At 39.2% G+C, this 18,352-nt stretch carries 19 protein-coding genes; 15 read left to right on the forward strand and 4 right to left on the reverse strand.

The annotated features are described in order from the left end of the window. Positions 1–68 precede the first annotated feature (68 nt). The 7 genes from U0M88_RS09125 (at position 69) to U0M88_RS09155 (ending at position 7,800) form a co-directional block, all read left to right on the forward strand. Positions 69–404 (forward strand): methylenetetrahydrofolate reductase, encoded by a 336-nt coding sequence (locus U0M88_RS09125; RefSeq protein ID WP_331869619.1) that lies wholly within the window; start codon positions 69–71, stop codon positions 402–404. Then, positions 401–1,042 carry a vitamin B12 dependent-methionine synthase activation domain-containing protein gene (locus U0M88_RS09130; RefSeq protein ID WP_331869606.1) on the forward strand — a complete coding sequence of 214 codons (642 nt, stop codon included), beginning with the start codon at positions 401–403 and terminating at the stop codon, positions 1,040–1,042. The genes U0M88_RS09125 and U0M88_RS09130 overlap by 4 nt, the downstream gene beginning before the upstream one ends. Positions 1,043–1,046: 4 nt before the next feature. Then, on the forward strand, positions 1,047–3,404 hold the full coding sequence (locus U0M88_RS09135; protein ID WP_331869607.1) for a homocysteine S-methyltransferase family protein: 2,358 nt from the start codon (positions 1,047–1,049) through the stop codon (positions 3,402–3,404). A 9-nt stretch (positions 3,405–3,413) separates the two neighbouring features. Then, positions 3,414–5,249, forward strand: coding sequence for a YgiQ family radical SAM protein (locus tag U0M88_RS09140; RefSeq protein WP_331869608.1), 1,836 nt, complete (start codon positions 3,414–3,416; stop codon positions 5,247–5,249). Next, entirely contained in the window at positions 5,239–5,739 is a 501-nt protein-coding gene (locus U0M88_RS09145; protein ID WP_022789590.1) for a hypothetical protein, read from the forward strand. The genes U0M88_RS09140 and U0M88_RS09145 overlap by 11 nt, the downstream gene beginning before the upstream one ends. 18 nt (positions 5,740–5,757) lie before the next feature. Then, complete coding sequence (locus U0M88_RS09150) at positions 5,758–6,177, forward strand: hypothetical protein (protein WP_331869609.1); 420 nt, start codon at positions 5,758–5,760, stop codon at positions 6,175–6,177. A 627-nt stretch (positions 6,178–6,804) separates the two neighbouring features. Continuing rightward, positions 6,805–7,800 (forward strand): InlB B-repeat-containing protein, encoded by a 996-nt coding sequence (locus U0M88_RS09155; protein ID WP_331869610.1) that lies wholly within the window; start codon positions 6,805–6,807, stop codon positions 7,798–7,800. Between the two features lie 98 nt (positions 7,801–7,898). Here the strand turns inward: U0M88_RS09155 and tgt are convergent, their stop codons facing one another. The 4 genes from tgt to U0M88_RS09175 all read right to left on the reverse strand — a co-directional run bounded on the left by tgt (position 7,899) and on the right by U0M88_RS09175 (position 10,924). Continuing rightward, positions 7,899–9,116 (reverse strand): tRNA guanosine(34) transglycosylase Tgt, encoded by a 1,218-nt coding sequence (gene tgt, locus U0M88_RS09160; protein WP_331869611.1) that lies wholly within the window; start codon positions 9,114–9,116, stop codon positions 7,899–7,901. Between the two features lie 82 nt (positions 9,117–9,198). Next, complete coding sequence (locus U0M88_RS09165; RefSeq protein WP_220412048.1) at positions 9,199–9,810, reverse strand: cytidylate kinase-like family protein; 612 nt, start codon at positions 9,808–9,810, stop codon at positions 9,199–9,201. A gap of 123 nt (positions 9,811–9,933) precedes the next feature. Next, positions 9,934–10,446 carry an alpha/beta hydrolase gene (locus U0M88_RS09170; protein WP_331869612.1) on the reverse strand — a complete coding sequence of 171 codons (513 nt, stop codon included), beginning with the start codon at positions 10,444–10,446 and terminating at the stop codon, positions 9,934–9,936. Further along, positions 10,415–10,924, reverse strand: coding sequence for an alpha/beta hydrolase (locus U0M88_RS09175; protein ID WP_331869613.1), 510 nt, complete (start codon positions 10,922–10,924; stop codon positions 10,415–10,417). The genes U0M88_RS09170 and U0M88_RS09175 overlap by 32 nt, the downstream gene beginning before the upstream one ends. Positions 10,925–11,030: 106 nt before the next feature. Here U0M88_RS09175 and U0M88_RS09180 point away from each other — a divergent pair, with 106 nt between their 5' ends. From U0M88_RS09180 to U0M88_RS09215, 8 genes are all read left to right on the forward strand, one after another. Beyond that, the gene (locus tag U0M88_RS09180) at positions 11,031–11,480 is read left to right on the forward strand and encodes a MerR family transcriptional regulator (RefSeq protein ID WP_331869614.1); all 450 of its coding nucleotides are present in this window, start codon (positions 11,031–11,033) and stop codon (positions 11,478–11,480) included. 126 nt (positions 11,481–11,606) lie between these two features. Next, positions 11,607–12,272, forward strand: coding sequence for an orotate phosphoribosyltransferase (pyrE, locus tag U0M88_RS09185; protein WP_331869615.1), 666 nt, complete (start codon positions 11,607–11,609; stop codon positions 12,270–12,272). Between the two features lie 109 nt (positions 12,273–12,381). Next, complete coding sequence (locus U0M88_RS09190; RefSeq protein WP_331869616.1) at positions 12,382–14,652, forward strand: pyruvate formate lyase family protein; 2,271 nt, start codon at positions 12,382–12,384, stop codon at positions 14,650–14,652. After that, complete coding sequence (locus tag U0M88_RS09195; RefSeq protein WP_022789581.1) at positions 14,645–15,535, forward strand: glycyl-radical enzyme activating protein; 891 nt, start codon at positions 14,645–14,647, stop codon at positions 15,533–15,535. Before U0M88_RS09190 ends, U0M88_RS09195 begins: the two co-directional genes overlap by 8 nt. Position 15,536: 1 nt before the next feature. Beyond that, the gene (locus U0M88_RS09200; protein ID WP_195222655.1) at positions 15,537–16,313 is read left to right on the forward strand and encodes a DeoR/GlpR family DNA-binding transcription regulator; all 777 of its coding nucleotides are present in this window, start codon (positions 15,537–15,539) and stop codon (positions 16,311–16,313) included. Beyond that, on the forward strand, positions 16,306–17,091 hold the full coding sequence (locus tag U0M88_RS09205; RefSeq protein WP_294687774.1) for a Cof-type HAD-IIB family hydrolase: 786 nt from the start codon (positions 16,306–16,308) through the stop codon (positions 17,089–17,091). The genes U0M88_RS09200 and U0M88_RS09205 overlap by 8 nt, the downstream gene beginning before the upstream one ends. Continuing rightward, entirely contained in the window at positions 17,088–17,855 is a 768-nt protein-coding gene (locus U0M88_RS09210; RefSeq protein WP_331869617.1) for an N-acetylmannosamine-6-phosphate 2-epimerase, read from the forward strand. The genes U0M88_RS09205 and U0M88_RS09210 overlap by 4 nt, the downstream gene beginning before the upstream one ends. A gap of 107 nt (positions 17,856–17,962) precedes the next feature. Beyond that, on the forward strand, positions 17,963–18,220 hold the full coding sequence (locus U0M88_RS09215) for an MATE family efflux transporter (RefSeq protein WP_331869618.1): 258 nt from the start codon (positions 17,963–17,965) through the stop codon (positions 18,218–18,220). Positions 18,221–18,352: the final 132 nt, after the last annotated feature.

Genomic DNA, 18,352 nt, shown 5'->3' on the forward strand with positions numbered 1-18,352 from the left:
ATTTGTAGTCATAAAGAATACCTCTTTTCTGACTACAATATAAAATCTAATTTGACATTATTTATGCCATATCACCAAATTGTCGGTATAGCGATTTTCTTTATCGGATTCGTGAAGCCGGTATTCAAGTACCGGTATTAGCGGGAATTATGCCGATTACAAATAAAAAGCAGTTGGCTCGAAGTGTGCAGATGTCGGGTACACAGGTGCCGGAGCGCTTTAAGGCAATTGTCGATCATTTTGGAGATGATCCTAAAGCCATGGAACAGGCGGGTATCGTTTACGCCAGTGAACAGATCATTGATCTGATTGCCAATGGAATTCGACATATCCATGTGTACTCGATGAATAAGCCGGATGTGGCAGCACGCATTCAGGCTAATCTGTCGGAAATGATCAAATGATACAGGTCAACGAAAAGGAAGTGTACCGCTATTTGGGCTATCGCAACCAGACTCCGGATGCATCGATATTAGAACAGATTCAAAGCTGTATGAAACAGATGCAGCAGTGTACACCTAAATTTGTGATGAAAGAATTTGATTTGAAACAATGCGGTGAAGATCTTTATTTTTCATCGGCCCATATTCATTCAAAGGATTTATCCAAAAATTTAAAAGGTTGTGAAAAAATCGTATGTCTGGCAACGACATTAGGTATTGTGCCGGATCGATTGATCGCCAGAGCGAATATACAAAATAAAGCGCAAAGTGTGATCTTACAGGCTTTAGGCTGTGCCATGATTGAAGCTTATACGGATCAAATCAATGAGCAGATCAAAATAGATGCCCGACAAAGAGGCTATTGCTGCCGTCCCCGGTATTCATGTGGCTATGGGGATTGTGCCTTGGCACACCAAAGAGATTTTATTCGAATCTTGGATATGCCAAAGACGATCGGTGTGACCTTGACGCAGGGTGATTTGATGGTGCCGTATAAATCCGTTACGGCCATGATCGGACTGACAAGAGAAGCTAATCAAGATTTAGCTGGTTCTTGTCAACAATGTGAAAAGACAGATTGTATGTATCGAAAGGGGTGAAGGTATGATCACAGATCGTTTAGGAAAAGAGTGGATCTATTTTGATGGTGGTTTAGGAACCATGTTGCAGGAAAGAGGATTACCGGGCGGCGAATATCCCGAAACCTGGAATCTTACCCATCCCGAAGAATTGATTGCGATACACAAGGCTTACCTGGAAGCCGGTTGTCATGTGATCAACGCCAATACGTTTGGGGCCAATGGTCTCAAGTTTGATAATGTGGAAGAAATCATTACAGCCGGGATTCAACTGGCAAAAGAAGCTAAAAAACAAGCAGGGTGCATGGATGCCTATGTTGCTCTGGATATCGGCCCGACCGGGAAGTTATTGGAGCCTATGGGGGATCTTCCTTTTGAAAAGGCTGTATCGTATTTTTCCCAAATGGTCAAAGCCGGTGTAAAGGCCGGCGCGGATCTTATCTTGATTGAAACGATGTCGGATACGTATGAGGCCAAAGCGGCGGTTTTGGCCGCGAAAGAAAACAGCAATCTTCCGGTGATCGTAACGATGATCTTTGATGAAAACCAGCGATTATTGACCGGTGGCAGTGTAGAATCCGCTGTCGCAATGTTGGAGGGATTACGTGTTGATGCCTTGGGAATCAACTGTGGCTTAGGTCCCGAACAGATGCTTCCGGTTGTCAAAAGGATTCGGGAAGTTTCTTCTCTTCCCATCATCGTCAATCCCAATGCCGGACTCCCTGTCCAGGTGAATGGAAAGACTGTCTATGATTTAAAAGCCGATGATTTTGCCCAGGCGATGGTCAAGATTGCACAGATCGGTGTACAGGGATTAGGGGGTTGTTGTGGAACTACTCCGGAATACATACAAAAAATAATAGAAGCTGTAAAGGATATTCCCTGCCAACCGAATACGATGAAAGAACAAACGTGGGTAACTTCTTATGCATCGGCGGTGCAGATCGGAAAAAAAGCGGTTGTGATTGGGGAAAGAATCAATCCTACGGGAAAGAAACGCTTTCAACAAGCTTTACGAAACAAAGAGTTTGATTATATTCTTTCACAGGCGTTGGAGCAGGAAGAAGCCGGTGCCCAGATCTTAGATGTGAATGTGGGATTACCGGATGTTGATGAAGCCGAGATGATGAAAGAAACGGTTGTGCGCCTTCAAAATGTCTGTGCCCTGCCATTACAGATTGATACTGGAAATTTAGAAGCTTTAGAAAACGCCTTACGTCTTTATAATGGAAAACCGATGGTTAACTCGGTGAATGGGAAACTGGATTCTATGGAATCTGTATTTCCTTTGATTCAAAAATATGGAGCGGTGGTCGTTGGGCTATGTTTAGATGAAAGTGGCATTCCTTCTGCATCTAAAAAGCGTCTGGCCATTGCCCAAAAGATCGTGCAAAAGGCACAGGAATACGGTATTCAAAAAAAGGATATCGTGATCGATGGCCTAGCGATGGCAATTTCTTCGCAGGCGGATGGTGCTTTGGTTACGTTAGATACACTACAAAAGGTTAAAGAAGAACTGAATGTTTCTACGATACTGGGTGTTTCCAACATTTCGTTTGGATTACCGCAACGAGAGATCATCAATTCTTATTTTTTAAGCATGGCCTTACAAAGCGGACTATCGTGTGCCATGATCAACCCGAATAATGAAATGATGAAAAAAGCATTTGATGCATCAATGGCCTTGATGAATCAAGATGCACAATGCATGCATTATATTTCCAACTACAGTAAGCAGGTGGAAGAAAAGAAAAGTGAAAATCCGGAAGTTTCTTTATCGTTTGCGATCCAGAAAGGTATGCAGGATCGTGTAAAGGAAATTACGACTTCGCTTTTAGAAACAAAAGCGCCTTTAGAGATCATTGATGAAGAATTGATTCCGGCTTTGGACCTTGTGGGAAAAGGCTTTGAACAAGGCACGGTATTTTTACCGCAGCTTTTGATGAGTGCAGAATCAGCCAAGGCCAGCTTCGAAGTCTTAAAAGAAAAAATGGCACAAAATCAGTCTTTATCCAAAGGTAAAATTATCCTTGCCACCGTACAGGGAGATATTCATGATATTGGGAAAAATATTGTGAAGGTTTTATTGGAAAACTATGGGTATGAGGTATTGGATCTGGGCAAAGATGTAGCCCCGGAAGTGATTGTTCAAACGGCTATTTCAGAAGAAGTAAAGCTGGTTGGATTAAGTGCCTTGATGACCACAACCGTCAAAAGTATGGAGGAAACCATTGAACTGCTTCATAAAGAAAAACCGGATACCTTTGTGGTGGTCGGGGGTGCAGTCTTAAATCAGGAATATGCCAATCAGATTCATGCCGATCATTACGCCAAAGATGCGATGGCAACGGTTCGTTATGCCGAGCAAATACTCAAACAGTAGGAGGATGTTATGTCTTTTTTACCAACAACACGACAGGAGATGTTAGAACAAGGATTTGAACAGGTGGATTTTGTCTATGTCTGTGGCGATGCCTATGTCGATCATCCTTCTTTTGGCTGTGCCATCATCACAAGAACCTTGCAGGTCTTTGGGTACAGCTGTGCCATCTTGGCTCAGCCAGATTGGCATAACGATGAAGAATTTTTACAATTTGGTACACCTCGTCTGGGATTTCTGGTCTCTGCCGGCAATATTGATTCCATGGTCAATCATTATTCAGTCAACAAACGAAGACGGGATAAGGATTCTTATACCGATCAGGGTATCATGGGCAAAAGACCGGATCGAGCTACGATCGTATATACGCAGATCTTAAAACGACTGTTTCCTCATGTTCCCGTTTTGATTGGGGGGATTGAATCCAGTCTTCGCCGTTTGGCCCATTATGATTATTGGGATGATAAAGTCAGACGTTCGATCTTAATAGATTCACAGGCTGATCTTTTAATGTTTGGCATGGGTGAAAATACGATCATCGAAGTAGCGGACGCCTTAAACAGTGGATTACAGGTGCAAGATCTCTGTTATATACGTGGAACGGTCTGGAAGACAAAATCCATTGATACGATCGTGGATGACTATATTCTTTTACCGGATTTTAATACGGTTAAAAACGATAAAAAGGCTTATGCGAAAAGCATTTTGATTCAATATCAGAACCAGGATGCGATTCAGTCTAAAATGTTGATTGAGCCTTATGATGGCTGGTATGTCGTATGTAATCAACCGCCGCTTCCTTTGACACAGGAACAGATGGATTTTACTTATTCTTTGCCGTATGAAAGAACTTTCCATCCCAAATATACCTATGTTCCGGCTATTGAAGAGGTGCAGTTTTCCATCACCAGTAACCGAGGCTGCTTTGGATCGTGTGCTTTTTGTGCCATTACCTCGCATCAGGGTCGGGTGATTTCCACAAGAAGTACCGAAAGTGTGGTAGAGGAAGCTAAAAAGATCATCGATATGCCTAATTTTAAAGGGTATATTCATGATATTGGTGGCCCCAGTGCCAATTTCTCCCGCGCGGCTTGTGATAAACAAAAGGAATATGGAGCCTGTAAGACAAGACAGTGTTTATGGCCAAAACCGTGTCCGAATCTAAAGGTGGATCACTCTCATTATGTAGAAATGTTAGATGCGGTCCGACAATTGCCAAAGGTAAAGAAGGTCTTTATACGATCAGGAATTCGTTACGATTATTTGATGTATGACAAAGATGAAACCTTCTTTGATCGTTTAATCAAATATCATATCAGCGGGCAGTTAAAAGTAGCACCGGAGCATGTGAGTGCCAAGGTATTGGATAAGATGGGTAAGCCAAGAAAAGAGCTGTACTTGAAATTTGTGGATAAGTATTATGAAAAGAACAAAGAGTTTGGCATGAATCAGTATCTTGTCCCTTATTTGATGAGCTCTCATCCGGGTTGTGATCTAAACGATGCGATCGAGCTGGCCTGTTATTTAAAGAAGATTCATCATACGCCTAAGCAGGTGCAGGATTTCTATCCGACACCGGGAACCCTGGCAACGTGTATGTATTATACCGGATTAGACCCAAGAACGATGAAGCCGGTCTATGTGGCAAAAACGTATGAAGAAAAGCTGGAACAAAGGGCTTTGATGCAGTATCGATATCCGAAAAACTATGATATTGTCTATCGTGCTTTAAAAAAGGCGCATCGGGACGATTTGATCGGCTCCGGGCCGAAGTGTCTGATTCCGGCAAGGCGCCCTAAAGAGGCTTATACACCAAACAGAAAAAGGAAACGGGTTCGTGAACGTTAGACAAATGGCACACATCGCATTGATGGGAGCTATACTATATGCGGTGTTTCAAGCCTTTTCCAATATTTTATATTTGGAAATGATCACTTTTACGATTCTATGTTTTGCGCATGCCTTCACAAGAAAAGAAGTGGTCATTTCCTGTATCTTATTTGCATGTATTCAAATTTTATTAAACGGATTGACTCTTTGGAATGTCGCATATTTACTGATTTTTCCACTATATGGCTGGATTTTTTCCAAAAGCAGAGATTTTCTGAAAAAACGTCTGTGGGCCAATGCGCTATTGGCCGGCTTTTTTTCCTTCTTGACAGGCCAGCTGGTGGATCTTCCCTTTTTATTATTCAGTAAGACGATCACGATGCTTTATCTGGTGATGGGGTTAAAAACGTCGCTCATTCAAGGATGTCTAACGTTTATCGTAACACTCTTTTTATGGGAGCCGGTTATACATGTGCTGGAAAGAATACAACAGGAAAGAATTAAGTAGAAAATAGGAGTTTTGAAAATGAAGAAAAAATTAGGATGGGCCCTGGCGGCTGTGATTGTTATTGTTTGTGTGGTGGTTGGGTCGCAATACTCTGCACCAAAGGCGCATGAAGGTGAAAAAGAAATAGAAATTCAGGTTGTTGATGCGACAAAAGATAAAGAAGTTTTACAGAAAACATTTTATACAGATGCCAAAACATTAACAGAGTTTTTAGAAGAAACAGAAGAACTGGATGTGAATATCGAACAAGGTGAATATGGTTCCTTATTGAATGAAATCTGTGGTTTGAAACAAGATATGGATAAAGGCCCATGGCTTGTTTTTGAATCCGAAAACAATACCGTTTGTATAGAGGCAGGTATGTGTCCGGCTATGGATGAAGTGGTGATTGAAGATGGAGATGCCTTTACTTTTAAATTGGTTTCCAGCTTTGAATAAAAGGTGAAAACTGAATATGACAGAATCAGTAGTAAACGGATAGAAGTTTTCAGTCTAGTGATCATGATGTAGCGATTCAGGCGGAGGATCTTTTGTCAATCAAGCCATAAAATGCATGGAGCAAGGTATGAAAACCTTAAGGATAGTAATGGCGTAAATAAGGTATGATTTAAAAAGACAAGGACAGCTGTATTGATAACTACTTGGCTTCAAAACCATCAAGAATAGTCTCGACTTCAAATATGGCGCAAACATCGGTTGACCAATTGGGGTGAGTCACCAGATTCAGATAAACTACAGAAGGAGAAAAAATTTGTAAAAAGAAATTTCTCAAACCCATGTAGTACATAAACTGCTGCAGAAACAAAGAAGTCATTGTGTATTGTTGTCTGTGTTTCGGTCTATTGTGATGATTATCATTGATATTCGAAATAAGAAATAGAATAAATAAGAAAATGTGAAAACGAATGAAGTATAAACCTTATTCGTTTTTTTTGTGTAAGGGTTATTCTATTTATGAAAAAAATAACTAAAATAAAGCAAAATAACAACAAATATATTGACGTTTTATAAAGGGGGAGGGTTAAGATGTGATTGAAGTATAAAAAGATTTAGGAGGGGAGAATCATGAAAAGAATGAAAAAAGTTTTAGCAGCATCTATGGCATTAGGTATTACTCTAACTATGGGTGCAACGACAACAATTTTGGCGCAAGAGGAAACGACAATCATTGCTGCTCCTGAAGCTTACAGCTATGGAAATTACGTTACCTCAGACAAAACAAACTATGAAGTAGGAGAAACGATTTATGTAAAATGCAATTTAGATTCATGGTTACATGGACATCATTGGTTTATTGGTGATCAAAGCATGAATGATTATGATAGCGAGTTTTCTACGGTTGCAAGTAACGCAGGTTCTATGACAATTCGTTGTACTGCCGGAATATTCGGTGAAGTTACCGTAGGTAGTATCGATGTTACTGTAAATGCCAACCAAATCAATTATGTCGCAACACAAGGTGGTAGCGTATCTGTGCCATCTGAAACATTGACATCTATGGATCAAAATCCTACAGGTTCTATCGCAACTCCAAATGAAGGATATTATTTTGTGAATTGGACAGATGCTAATGGAGAAGTGGTAAGTACAGATCCTGGCTTTGTTCCTCAAAGTCGTTTTTCCAATACATATACAGCTAATTTTGCGGAATTAAAAACGGCATCTTTAACAGTAAACTATGTAGATGGTGAAGAAGTTGTTGCGACAAAAACTTACACTTCTGAAGCAGAAATACCTGGTCAGGAAGCTACTTTTGACATTTCACTAGAAATACCGGAAGGATATGTTTCTGTAACTGGAATCGATACCATCCATACAACAGTTGCATACGGTACAAGTAGTGTTGTGGAAGTAGAAATCGAAAAAGAAAAGAGTCCGGAAAAACCGGCAGAAGACAAACCGCAGGAACCTACAACACCACCGCAGATTGAGCAATCAAAAGAAGAAACAAAGAAAACAGATGGAACAAATACATCGGCAAATTTATCTATCGTTGGAGCACTTGGCTTTATGAGCGTTGCTCTTGTTGGCATGATCGCCTTGCTTAAAAAACGTAAATAGTTAGTAGAATGACTAGGAAGCAATCTTCCTAATTTTTCTATGCTCAAAAAATAGAACCTCATTATGATCAGTATTTATGATCTTGAGGTTCTATTTGTTTATTTATGATAATAATCTTTTAAAAATTGACTTCGATATTCATAGAAAGTATCATCTATCAGGGCTTGTCTGGCTTCTTCGGTCAACCGAAGAATAAAGCGAAGATTGTGTTGCGAAGCTAAGTTAAAATACAAGTGACGTTTTTCTTTGTCCTGAGACTTTAATAATTCACGAAGCTGTCCTTTGGTCCATCCGGCTTTACAAACAGGGCAGTCACAGTCATCATCAAGTGGTTCCATACTGTCTTTAAAACGAGAATTGGCAAGATTGATATTGCCATATCGTGTATAGATCTTTCCGTGACGAGCCTCTCTTGTTGGTGCCACGCAGTCAAGGGTATCCGCTCCCATTTCAATTCCAATCAAGATATCGTCTGGATGGGACAGCCCTAAAAGATGTCGTGGCTTGTTTTCCGGCAGTTCTTCACAACACCATCGTAAAATATCTCTCAGATTTTCTTTTAAGAAGGCACCGCCTAAGCCATAGCCATCAAAATCCATCTTGGCAAATTTTTTCGAAGTGGATCGACGTAAGTCTTCCCATCGGCCACCTTGGATGACACCATATAAAGCTTGGTAATAACCTAGATCATACTGATGCTTTCGATGTTCTTCTATGCTTCGTAGTGCCCAGCGTTCAGTTCTTGCCAAAGCTTCCACATTATAATCGTAATCATCGGCTAAGGAAGTCAGTTCATCAAAGGCCATATGGATATCGGCTCCAATACGACATTGAATCTGCATCGATTCTTCCGGACCGATAAAGTCATCCTGCCCGCTGTTAGGATCGGTAAACGCAACCCCATCTTCGGTTACTTTGGCAAAGCGATGTTCTGGTTCGGTGTTTTTTAAATCATGACCGACCTTCATGCTGACGACTTTTCCGCTGCCGGAGCCTAATGACATGACCTGAAATCCACCGGAATCGGTTAAAGTAGGGCCATTCCATTGGGACCATGCGGCAAGACCTCCATTTTGGGCAATCTCATAGGAGACATTTCGCAAATGATATCCGTTGGACAACATGGCTTGTGCCTGAATAGCTTTTAAATCATCCATCGATAAAAAGTTGACACTGCCTCGTGTTCCTACACACATAAAAGCCGGTGTCTTGATATCGCCATGTGGAGTATGGATGATACCGGCACGGCCTAGTTTTCCTTCCAGTCTTTTTTCAATTTCAAAGGAAAAGGTATTGTTGTTTTGATAATCGGTCATGGAATCTTCCTTTCTGAAGTTACAGCCATCTGATTATAGCATAAAATAAGATTTCTTTTGAAAAAAAGATCCCATGACGGGATCAATCCAGTAAATTATGAATAAAATGCAGTATAGTTTCTACTGTTTTCTCTTCTGTAAGACGAGAGGTGTTAATGCATAAATCATAATTTGCCGCATCGGACCATTTTTGATCGGTGTTAAAGTTGTAATAGGCAGCACGAGATTTATCCATTTCTTTTATTTTCTTTCGTGCTTCTTTTTCAGTGATCTGATCACGTTCCATGACATGGGCAATTCGATCTTGTAAATCGGCGCTGATAAAAACACGAACCAGTCGTTCTTGATCTTTGAGAATGTAATCGGCACAGCGACCTACGATTACACAGTTTCCTTCCTGTGCGACTTTTAGGATCGTATCATGTTGTGCCTGATAGGCCATAGCTTCTGTGGAAATGAATTGATCGTTCCACATAAATTGTGTCGGTCCGGCTAACAGGGAATAAAAGAATGGACTGGCTTGTCTTTCGTCCATGCTTTCTAAAAAGCTGGTGGCTAAACCACTTTCCTGGGAAGCTTTGACTAATAGCTCCTTGTCATAATACGCATATCCCAATTTTTTTGCCAATTGTTTGGCGATGCTTCGGCCATGACTTCCAAATTGTCGGCCAATGGTAATGATCGTGTGTTTCATAATAAGGCCTCCTGTATGGTTTTCTTCTTACTTCTATTTTAATGCACGAAAAACAGAATGAAAAGGATAGAGCCTTAAAAATAGGATGATAAAAAGAGCCATGACTAGTGACTCTTGGGTTTCTTATTTAAGATAGGTCTGATAGAAATCGGTGATCTTATCAAATGGAATAATATCCATTTGATTATATAAATCGGTATGCACAGCTCCTGGAATGATCAACAATTCTTTATTGTCCGGTACGGGATTTCCATCCATCATCTTTTGATACGCATCTTTACTGAAATAACAAGAATGTGCTTTTTCGCCGTGAATCATCAAGACGGCACTGCGAATCTCATTGGAATACTGCAGAATCGGCATGTTTAGAAAAGACTGGCATCCGGTCACATTCCATCCTTTTCCTTCTCCCTGAGATCGAGGATGATAACTGCGTTTTCGGCGATAATACAAAATATAATCGACTAAATATTGAGGGGCACCATCTGGAATTTCATCCGGTAAGGCACCGGCAGAAGCATAGTTTCCATTCTTAAAATCAATCGTTCTTTGTTTGGACAGTGCTTCTTTTTTCTGGAAGCGAATTTTTTCGCTATCTTCTTCATCAAAATAACCGTTGGTATTCACTCGGGTCATATCGTACATCGTTGATGTGACAGTTGCCTTGATACGCGTATCCAGCGTGGCAGCATTTAAAACCCATGCCGCCAAAACCGCAGATACCTAAGATTCCAATCTTATCGGGATCGACATTTTCCTGTACAGACAGAAAATCAACAGCTGCCATAAAATCTTCGGTGTTGATATCCGGGGAGGCGACATTGCGGGGAAATCCACCGCTTTCACCGGTATAGGATGGATCAAAGGCTATCGCAAAAAAGCCTCTTTTCGCCAGTTGGTGTGCATATAAGCCGGATGCTTGTTCCTTAACGGCACCAAAAGGCCCACTGAGGGCAATAGCCGGCAGCTTTCCACTTGCCTTCTTTGGCTCATAAACATCGGCTGCCAATGTGATTCCATAACGATTGGTAAAGGTTGTTTTATGATGGCGTACTTCCTCACTTAATGGAAAAACCTTGTCCCATTCTTGGCATAAATGTAAAGTTTCATTCATTGTAACTTCCTCCTTGACAATACTATCCTGTTGGATTAAGTTTACTGTTAATCCTAAAGCTAACTTTAGGTCAAGAAAAAAATATAAATTTTTTAGGAGGATGTTTATGTATTCGATAGGACAAGTTTCAAAAATGTTTGATTTACCGATCCCAACCTTACGATATTATGATAAAGAAGGCTTATTCCAAGATTTAGAAAGAGAACCATCCGGTATTCGTAAATTTAATGAAAAATCGATTGAAGCTTTACGTGTCATTGAATGTTTAAAGAAATCCGGGATGCAGATCAAAGAGATTCGTGAATTTATGAACTGGTGCAGCCAGGGCGATAGTACTTTAGAAAAACGAAAAGAAATGTTTTATGCACGTCGTCAGGAAATTGAAAAACAAATGGAAGAGCTGCAGAGAACATTGGATATGGTCAAATTCAAGTGCTGGTATTATGAAACAGCCTGTAAAGAAGGAACAGAAGTGAACATGCCACAACATATGGAAAAGGATATGCCTGCAGACATTGTACAATGTTATGAAAATGCACATGCGGATAAATTGTAATGTTGGATCATATAATTTGCATTGTGTTATAGCGAAGAAGTCACAATTATAAATTGTTAAATAGGCTATAATTACTTTGTGAAATACATTATAATTGATATAGAAATTATAAAGGAGTAGGAAAGTATGGAACAGTACAAGCAGGAATTTATCGACTTTATGTTAGAAAGCAAAGTTCTTAAATTTGGGAATTTTACACTAAAATCTGGAAGAAAAAGTCCGTTTTTTATGAATGCCGGTGGCTATGTAACAGGCTATCAATTAAAGAAACTGGGCGAATATTATGCCAAGGCCATTGTAGAGACCTATGGAAAAGATTTTGATGTTTTATTTGGGCCGGCCTATAAAGGTATTCCATTGGCTGTAGCTACAACGATCGCATTGGACAAGCTTTATGGAATGGAAGTTCGTTATTGTTCAGATCGTAAGGAAGAAAAAGATCATGGAGCCGATAAAGGAAGCTTTTTAGGAACAAAGCTGCAGGATGGAGATCGTGTTGTTATGATTGAAGATGTGACTACATCCGGTAAATCCATGGAAGAAACGGTACCGAAAGTAAGAGGGGCAGCCAATGTGGAAATCGTAGGTTTGATGGTTTCATTGAATCGTAACGAAAAAGGGAAAGGCAATAAAACCGCTTTGAAGGAAGTTAGTGAGTTATATGGCTTTCCAACGGCAGCCATCGTATCTATGCCGGAAGTTGTAGAATATCTTGAAAGTAAAAACGCATTGGATGCAGATCTTAAAAATCGAATCGATGCTTATTATGCAGAATATGGAGCTACGGAATAAAGCTCCTTTTTTTATAAGCGACATGAATAAATTTGAACAAAAAAGAATAAAAATGATTGATTGTAAAAAGGTGAGGTGCTATATTGAAGCTGAATAGGAGGGCGGCAATATGGCACATATCAACATTGATGGAGCACAAAATGTAGAAGTATCCAAACCGATTCCCAGCCAGAAAAGCCCGCAGGAACAGCTGGAGATCATGGAAGCTTATACGCAGGCGCACAAAAATGGGGCAAATTTAGATAAAGCGTTTCAAGAAATTCATTGTTTAAAGGTTTTATTTCCACGTTTATTTCGGACTTTAGAACCCGGTGATCAAATTGCCGGACGGTTAGATTTTTTGCCGATCGGATTTGGCAGTGTCACTTCCATTGGTGGTGTAGGGCATTATTGTGTGTTTCATAAATTACGAGCCTTTAAATCCTTGTTAAAGACAAAGAAAGAAAAGGCGCGAGTGGATGCCTTATATGATTATTGGCAATACCATGATGTAAAATCCATCTATTGTCAGGATGTGCTGACCGAAGATACTACAGGTCGTTTTATCGATTGTAAATACCCGTTTATGGCAACAGCCAGATTATCGGGCATGATGTTAGATTATCAAAAGCTGATGCGTTTGGGTGTCAATGGATTGATAGAAGAGATTCAAAAACAAGATCTTTCTAAGTCATTTATCCAAGCTTCGTTAGAGGCAATGAAGCTCTTTCAAACGGTCATTGCTTACCAGATAGATTTGGTTAAAGAAGCTAAAAAAGAAGCAAGTCTTGATTGGAAACAGGATTTGGATGTGATGGAAGAAGATTTAATCTGGATCAAGGAGCATAAACCGGTTACTTTCCATCAGGCGTTGCAGTTATTCTGGTTGTATGCGTTATGTGCCGGTTGTATTAATTATGGACGTATGGATATGGTTTTAGGTCCTTATTTGAAAAAAGATATGGATGCAGGAAGATTGACCGAAGAAAAGGCGCTGGAATATATTGCTTCTTTGTGGAAAATGATCGAAAATCGCAGAACTACGGTAAATGGTCGTATTATCGTCGGTGGACGAGGAAGAGAAAATGTAGAAGCATGTGACTTGTTTACTCGTTTGTGCTTAAAGGTTTGTAAGAAAGTGCGATATGTAGAACCACAGTTTACGCTTCGCTTTGATCATAATACACCAGAAGATATTTTGGATATGGCATATGAATGTATCGCTTCAGGAGCTACCTATCCGACTTTATACAATGATGATGTCAATATACCGGCTGTACAATATGCGATGCGTGTACCGGAAAAGATTGCCGAACAATATGTTCCTTTTGGTTGTGGAGAATACGTGATTCAAGGAAAAAGTGTAGGAACGCCAAATACATTATTGAATATGTTAAAGTTGTTACAGATTTCCATGAATGAAGGATTTGATCCTATGGATAAAACTTATAAGGCAGGTCCGGTACAGTGTAAACCATTAAGTGAACTAAAGACATTTGAAGATTTGATGGATCAATATCAAAGAGTCCAGGATTATTATTTTGATTTAAGCATCAAGGCACAAAAACATTCGTATGAAATCATGAATCAGGAAGTCAGCTTCTTATTTACTTCAATCTTGATGGATGATTGTATTCATCGTGAGAAAGCTTTGTTGGATGGTGGTGTTGAAATATTAGGCGGTACCAATGAAACATATGGAAATATCAATGCCAGCGATGCCTTATATGCGATCAAGAAGCTGGTGTTTGATCAGAAAAAATATACGTTGGAGCAGTTAAATGAAGCAGCTTTGCACGATTTTAAAGGCTATGAGCGAATTCAGAAAGATCTATTAAAACAGGATAAATATGGAAATGATAAAAAAGAGTGTGATGAGCTGGCCAATCGTTGTTATGAATATGTGGCTAAAGGCATACGTCAACAAGGCATTGATGCCGGAATGGGTTATTATCTGATTGTCATTTCTAACAATCAAACCAATACAGACTGGGGCCATCAGACAGATGCCAGTCTGGATGGACGAAACAAAGGTGTGTATATGAATCCGGCTAATAACCCGCAAGGCGGCGCTGCCAAATCCGGACCAACCGCTGTTTTGAATTCATTAGTGCATTTTGATGCGAAATATCATGGTGGCAGTGTGCAAAATATCAAATTTACACCACGTATGATGCATGAAGATAAAGAGAAGGTCAAAGCTTTATTCGAAACGTATTTTGAAAATGGTGGCTGCCAGTTAATGGTTACGGTTGTTGATCATGGCCAGTTGGAAGGTGCACAAAAACATCCAGAGAAATACCCGGATCTGATTGTTAGAGTTGCCGGTTATTCGGCCGTGTTTGTCAATCTGACCAAAGATATACAAGATGAGTTATTAAGTAGGACTTTATATGATTAGCATATCAAATATCGAACGTTTTGCGACGCATGATGGACCGGGAATTCGTACTACGATTTTCTTAAAAGGGTGTAGCTTACATTGTCCATGGTGTGCCAATCCTGAAACTTGGGATGTACATCCTGTTTTGATGCATAAAGAAAATAAGTGTGTACGATGTCATTCGTGTTTAAAAGCTTGTACAAAACAGGCAATCTCTTTTCAACCGGAGTTTACACTAAATCGTAATGTATGTGATGGGTGCGCTCTTTGCGTGGATGCGTGTCTTTTAGAAGCATTAGAAATATCGGGTAAGTGGATGGACATAGAAGAAATTGTAGAAGAAGTACAAAAAGATGATCGATATTATCAAAAATCAAATGGTGGTGTGACACTTTCCGGAGGAGAACCTTTGTTTCAGTTTGATGAAGTTTTTTTGTTGATTTGTACACTTCATGAAAGAGGCTATCATTTAGCTTTAGAAACGACAGGTAATTATCCTTTGGAACATTTAAAAAAAGTGGAACCTTATATTGATTTGTTTTTGATGGATTGTAAACACTTGGAACCAGAAAAACTTCAAAAAATTACTGGTGCTAATCCAAAGTTTGTACAAGATAGCTTTACCTATCTTTCGCAACATTGTCCTGAAAAAGTCATTGTTCGTATGCCGGTAATTTGGAATTTTAATGAAGATCAGATTGAAAAAACGATCGATCAGGCATCTCGTTTGGGATTTTCAGAAGTGGATCTTTTACCTTTTCATTCTTTAGGAAAAAACAAATGGGAAAATTTAAATAAAGTATATCCATATGCATCCTATCCCATGATGAAAAAAGAGACTTTAAATGCTTTTGTTGCGTATGGAAAGACAAAGAACATATACGTCAAAATAGGAGGATAAGATGTTAACAGAAGAAAGAATGGTTCGAATCATGGATCTGCTTCATAAAAACTCATTTGTGTCGATTCAAGATTTAATGAAACGTTTTCAAGTATCTCGTTCATCTATTATGCGTGATTTACAAGAGTTAGAAGAACAAGGGCGCATTTTACGTGTGCGAGGCGGTGCCAGCCTTGTAGATACAGATGTCTTGTTGTCACGATACAATGAACCGGCTGTGCAGTTTAAAGAAGATACACAAAAAGATGCGAAAAAAATAATTTGTCATAAGGCAATAGAAGAAGTACATGATGGGGATTGTATTTTTATTGACGCGGGAACTACACCAGTTTATTTATTGGAAGGCTTAAAACATAAAGATGTAGAGCTGGTTACGACAAACACCTATCTGTTAGAAAGATTGCCGTTGGATTTTAAAGGACATGTGTATTTACTAGGTGGCGAGTTTTCTAAAAAGTATGATTCTTCATTTGGATCAATGACTACACAGTTATTGAAACAGTTTCGTTTTGATCTTTGTTTTTTAACGGCCAATGGTATCAGTGTACAAGAAGATGAAGCGTATGTATTTGATATGCATATAGGCACGATCAAAAAAGAAGTACAGATGCGCAGTCGAAAAAGTATCTTGTTGATAGATCATACCAAATTAAAGACAAGAGCTTTTTATACCTGGTCAAATTTATCATCTTTTTCAAAAGTATATATGGATATATATCCAAAGAACAAAAGAATGCCGGAAAACTTTAAAATTTGTAAGGAGATAGAAAATGATTAAGATCATATTTTTTGATATTGATGGAACTTTGCTTCCGTTACGAACCAAAACTTTGACACCATCGTTGACAAAAGCTTTACAGAGACTTCAAAAAAAAGGAATTCGCTTATTTTTAGCTTCAGGGCGGCCAAAATTTGTACTTCCTCATTTTGAAGGAGTTGCATTTGATGGGGCATTAACTTTTAATGGACAGTATTGTTATGACAAGGAAAGGGTGTTGTATGAAAATCCTTTAGATCCTAAAGATGTGAATCAAATTTTTGAAAATGCGCAAAATATGAAAAAAGCATTAGTCGCCTGTCATCAAGATTCGATGTATTGTAATGAACATGAAGAAATGTTAGATGAATATTTTAAGATTGCTTCGCAAAGTATTCATAAAATAGATGATTTTAAAACGTATCTGCAATCATCGATCTATCAAATGATGGCTGCTATACCAGAAACACAGGAAGAAAGTCTTCTTCAAGGCACCAAACATATTCAAATTGTACGATGGTGGCCTTATGCCTGTGACATGATACCTAAAGAAGGTGGCAAAGGAAAAGCTGTAGAAGGAATTTTAAAAGCATATGGGCTAAAGAAAGAGGAAGCTATGGCTTTTGGCGATGGTGGTAATGATATCGACATGTTACAAGCGGTAGGATGCAGCGTTGCCATGGGTAATGCTTTACAGGAAGTAAAAGATTGTAGTGACTATATTACAAAGTCTGTCGAAGAAGATGGTGTAGTTTATGCATTAAAACATTTTAAATTGATTGAGGAGGATGACAAATGAAAACTACAGATCCTAAAAAAATCGAGATATTAGATTGCTTAAAAGGTGGCTTGATCGTATCTTGTCAAACTCAAAAGGATGAGCCAATCTATACACCGGATATGGTAGTGAAAATGGCTGAATGTGCTAAATGGGCAGGCGCCGTTGGTTTACGCTTAAATTCGCCAGAACAAATACGACAAGTCAAAGAAGCTGATCTTGGCTTGCCGATCATCGGCTTATATAAAGTCTGGCATGATGATACGGATGTATTTATTACACCGACCATGAAAGAGGTGGATGCGATCGTTGAAGCTGGTGCTGATATTATCGCATTGGATTGCACATCACAAGTCACGCATGAAAAAACTATCGCTTGGGATTTATTACCACAAGTTCGAGAGAAATATCCAAATCATTTGATCTTTGCAGATTGTTCCAATATCGAAGAAGCTATACATGCTTCTCAAAATGGTGCTGAAATCGTAGCTCCTACTTTATACGGTTATACAAAAAACACAGAAAATATTGAAGGGGCCAATTATCGCATGGTTGCGGATATGTGTCGAGCTGTTGGAGATGATGCCAAAGTCATTATGGAAGGACATTTATATACACCAGAAGATGCGATGAAATGTATTTTTATTGGCTGTCATGCGGTAGTAGTTGGTTCTGCCATTACCAGACCACATTATGTTGCCAAACGTTTTGTAGATTGTTTAAGTAAATATCAAGACGATTGGCGCCTTGCGGAAAAAGCACACCATACTAATGAATTGAAATAAAGAATGGACTGTATAGAGCATTTAAAATCTATACAGTCTTTCTATTTTTCGGGTGTATAATTTAAACTCTGAAAAACAGACAAGTCGATTTCTCAAATGGAAGAATTTTGGAAAATATCGTAATGTGTGCGGCACCTATGTTGGTAGCGCAACTTTTAAATTTGATGTATAACATCGTGGATCGTATCTACATAGGTAAGATTGAAGGAATTGGTGTCGTAGCTTTAGGTGGTGTAGGACTTTGTTTTCCCATCATTTCATTGATTACAGCCTTTACGAATTTGTTTGGTGCTGGTGGTGCACCTTTATGTTCGATTGAACGAGGAAAAAGAAATATAGAAAAAGCCCAACGAATCATGATATGATCCCACTAAAGTGGACACACGAAATAAATAAACGTGTATCTATGGAGGTGGGATTTTTCTATGGGAAGAAAGCCAAAATTATCTGCTGATATGAAGGTATGTATCTGCAAACAATATCTAGATGGAGAGAAA

Origin of the sequence: Faecalicoccus sp. (assembly GCF_036552745.1) — a bacterium.
GTDB lineage: Bacteria > Bacillota_I > Bacilli_A > Erysipelotrichales > Erysipelotrichaceae > Faecalicoccus.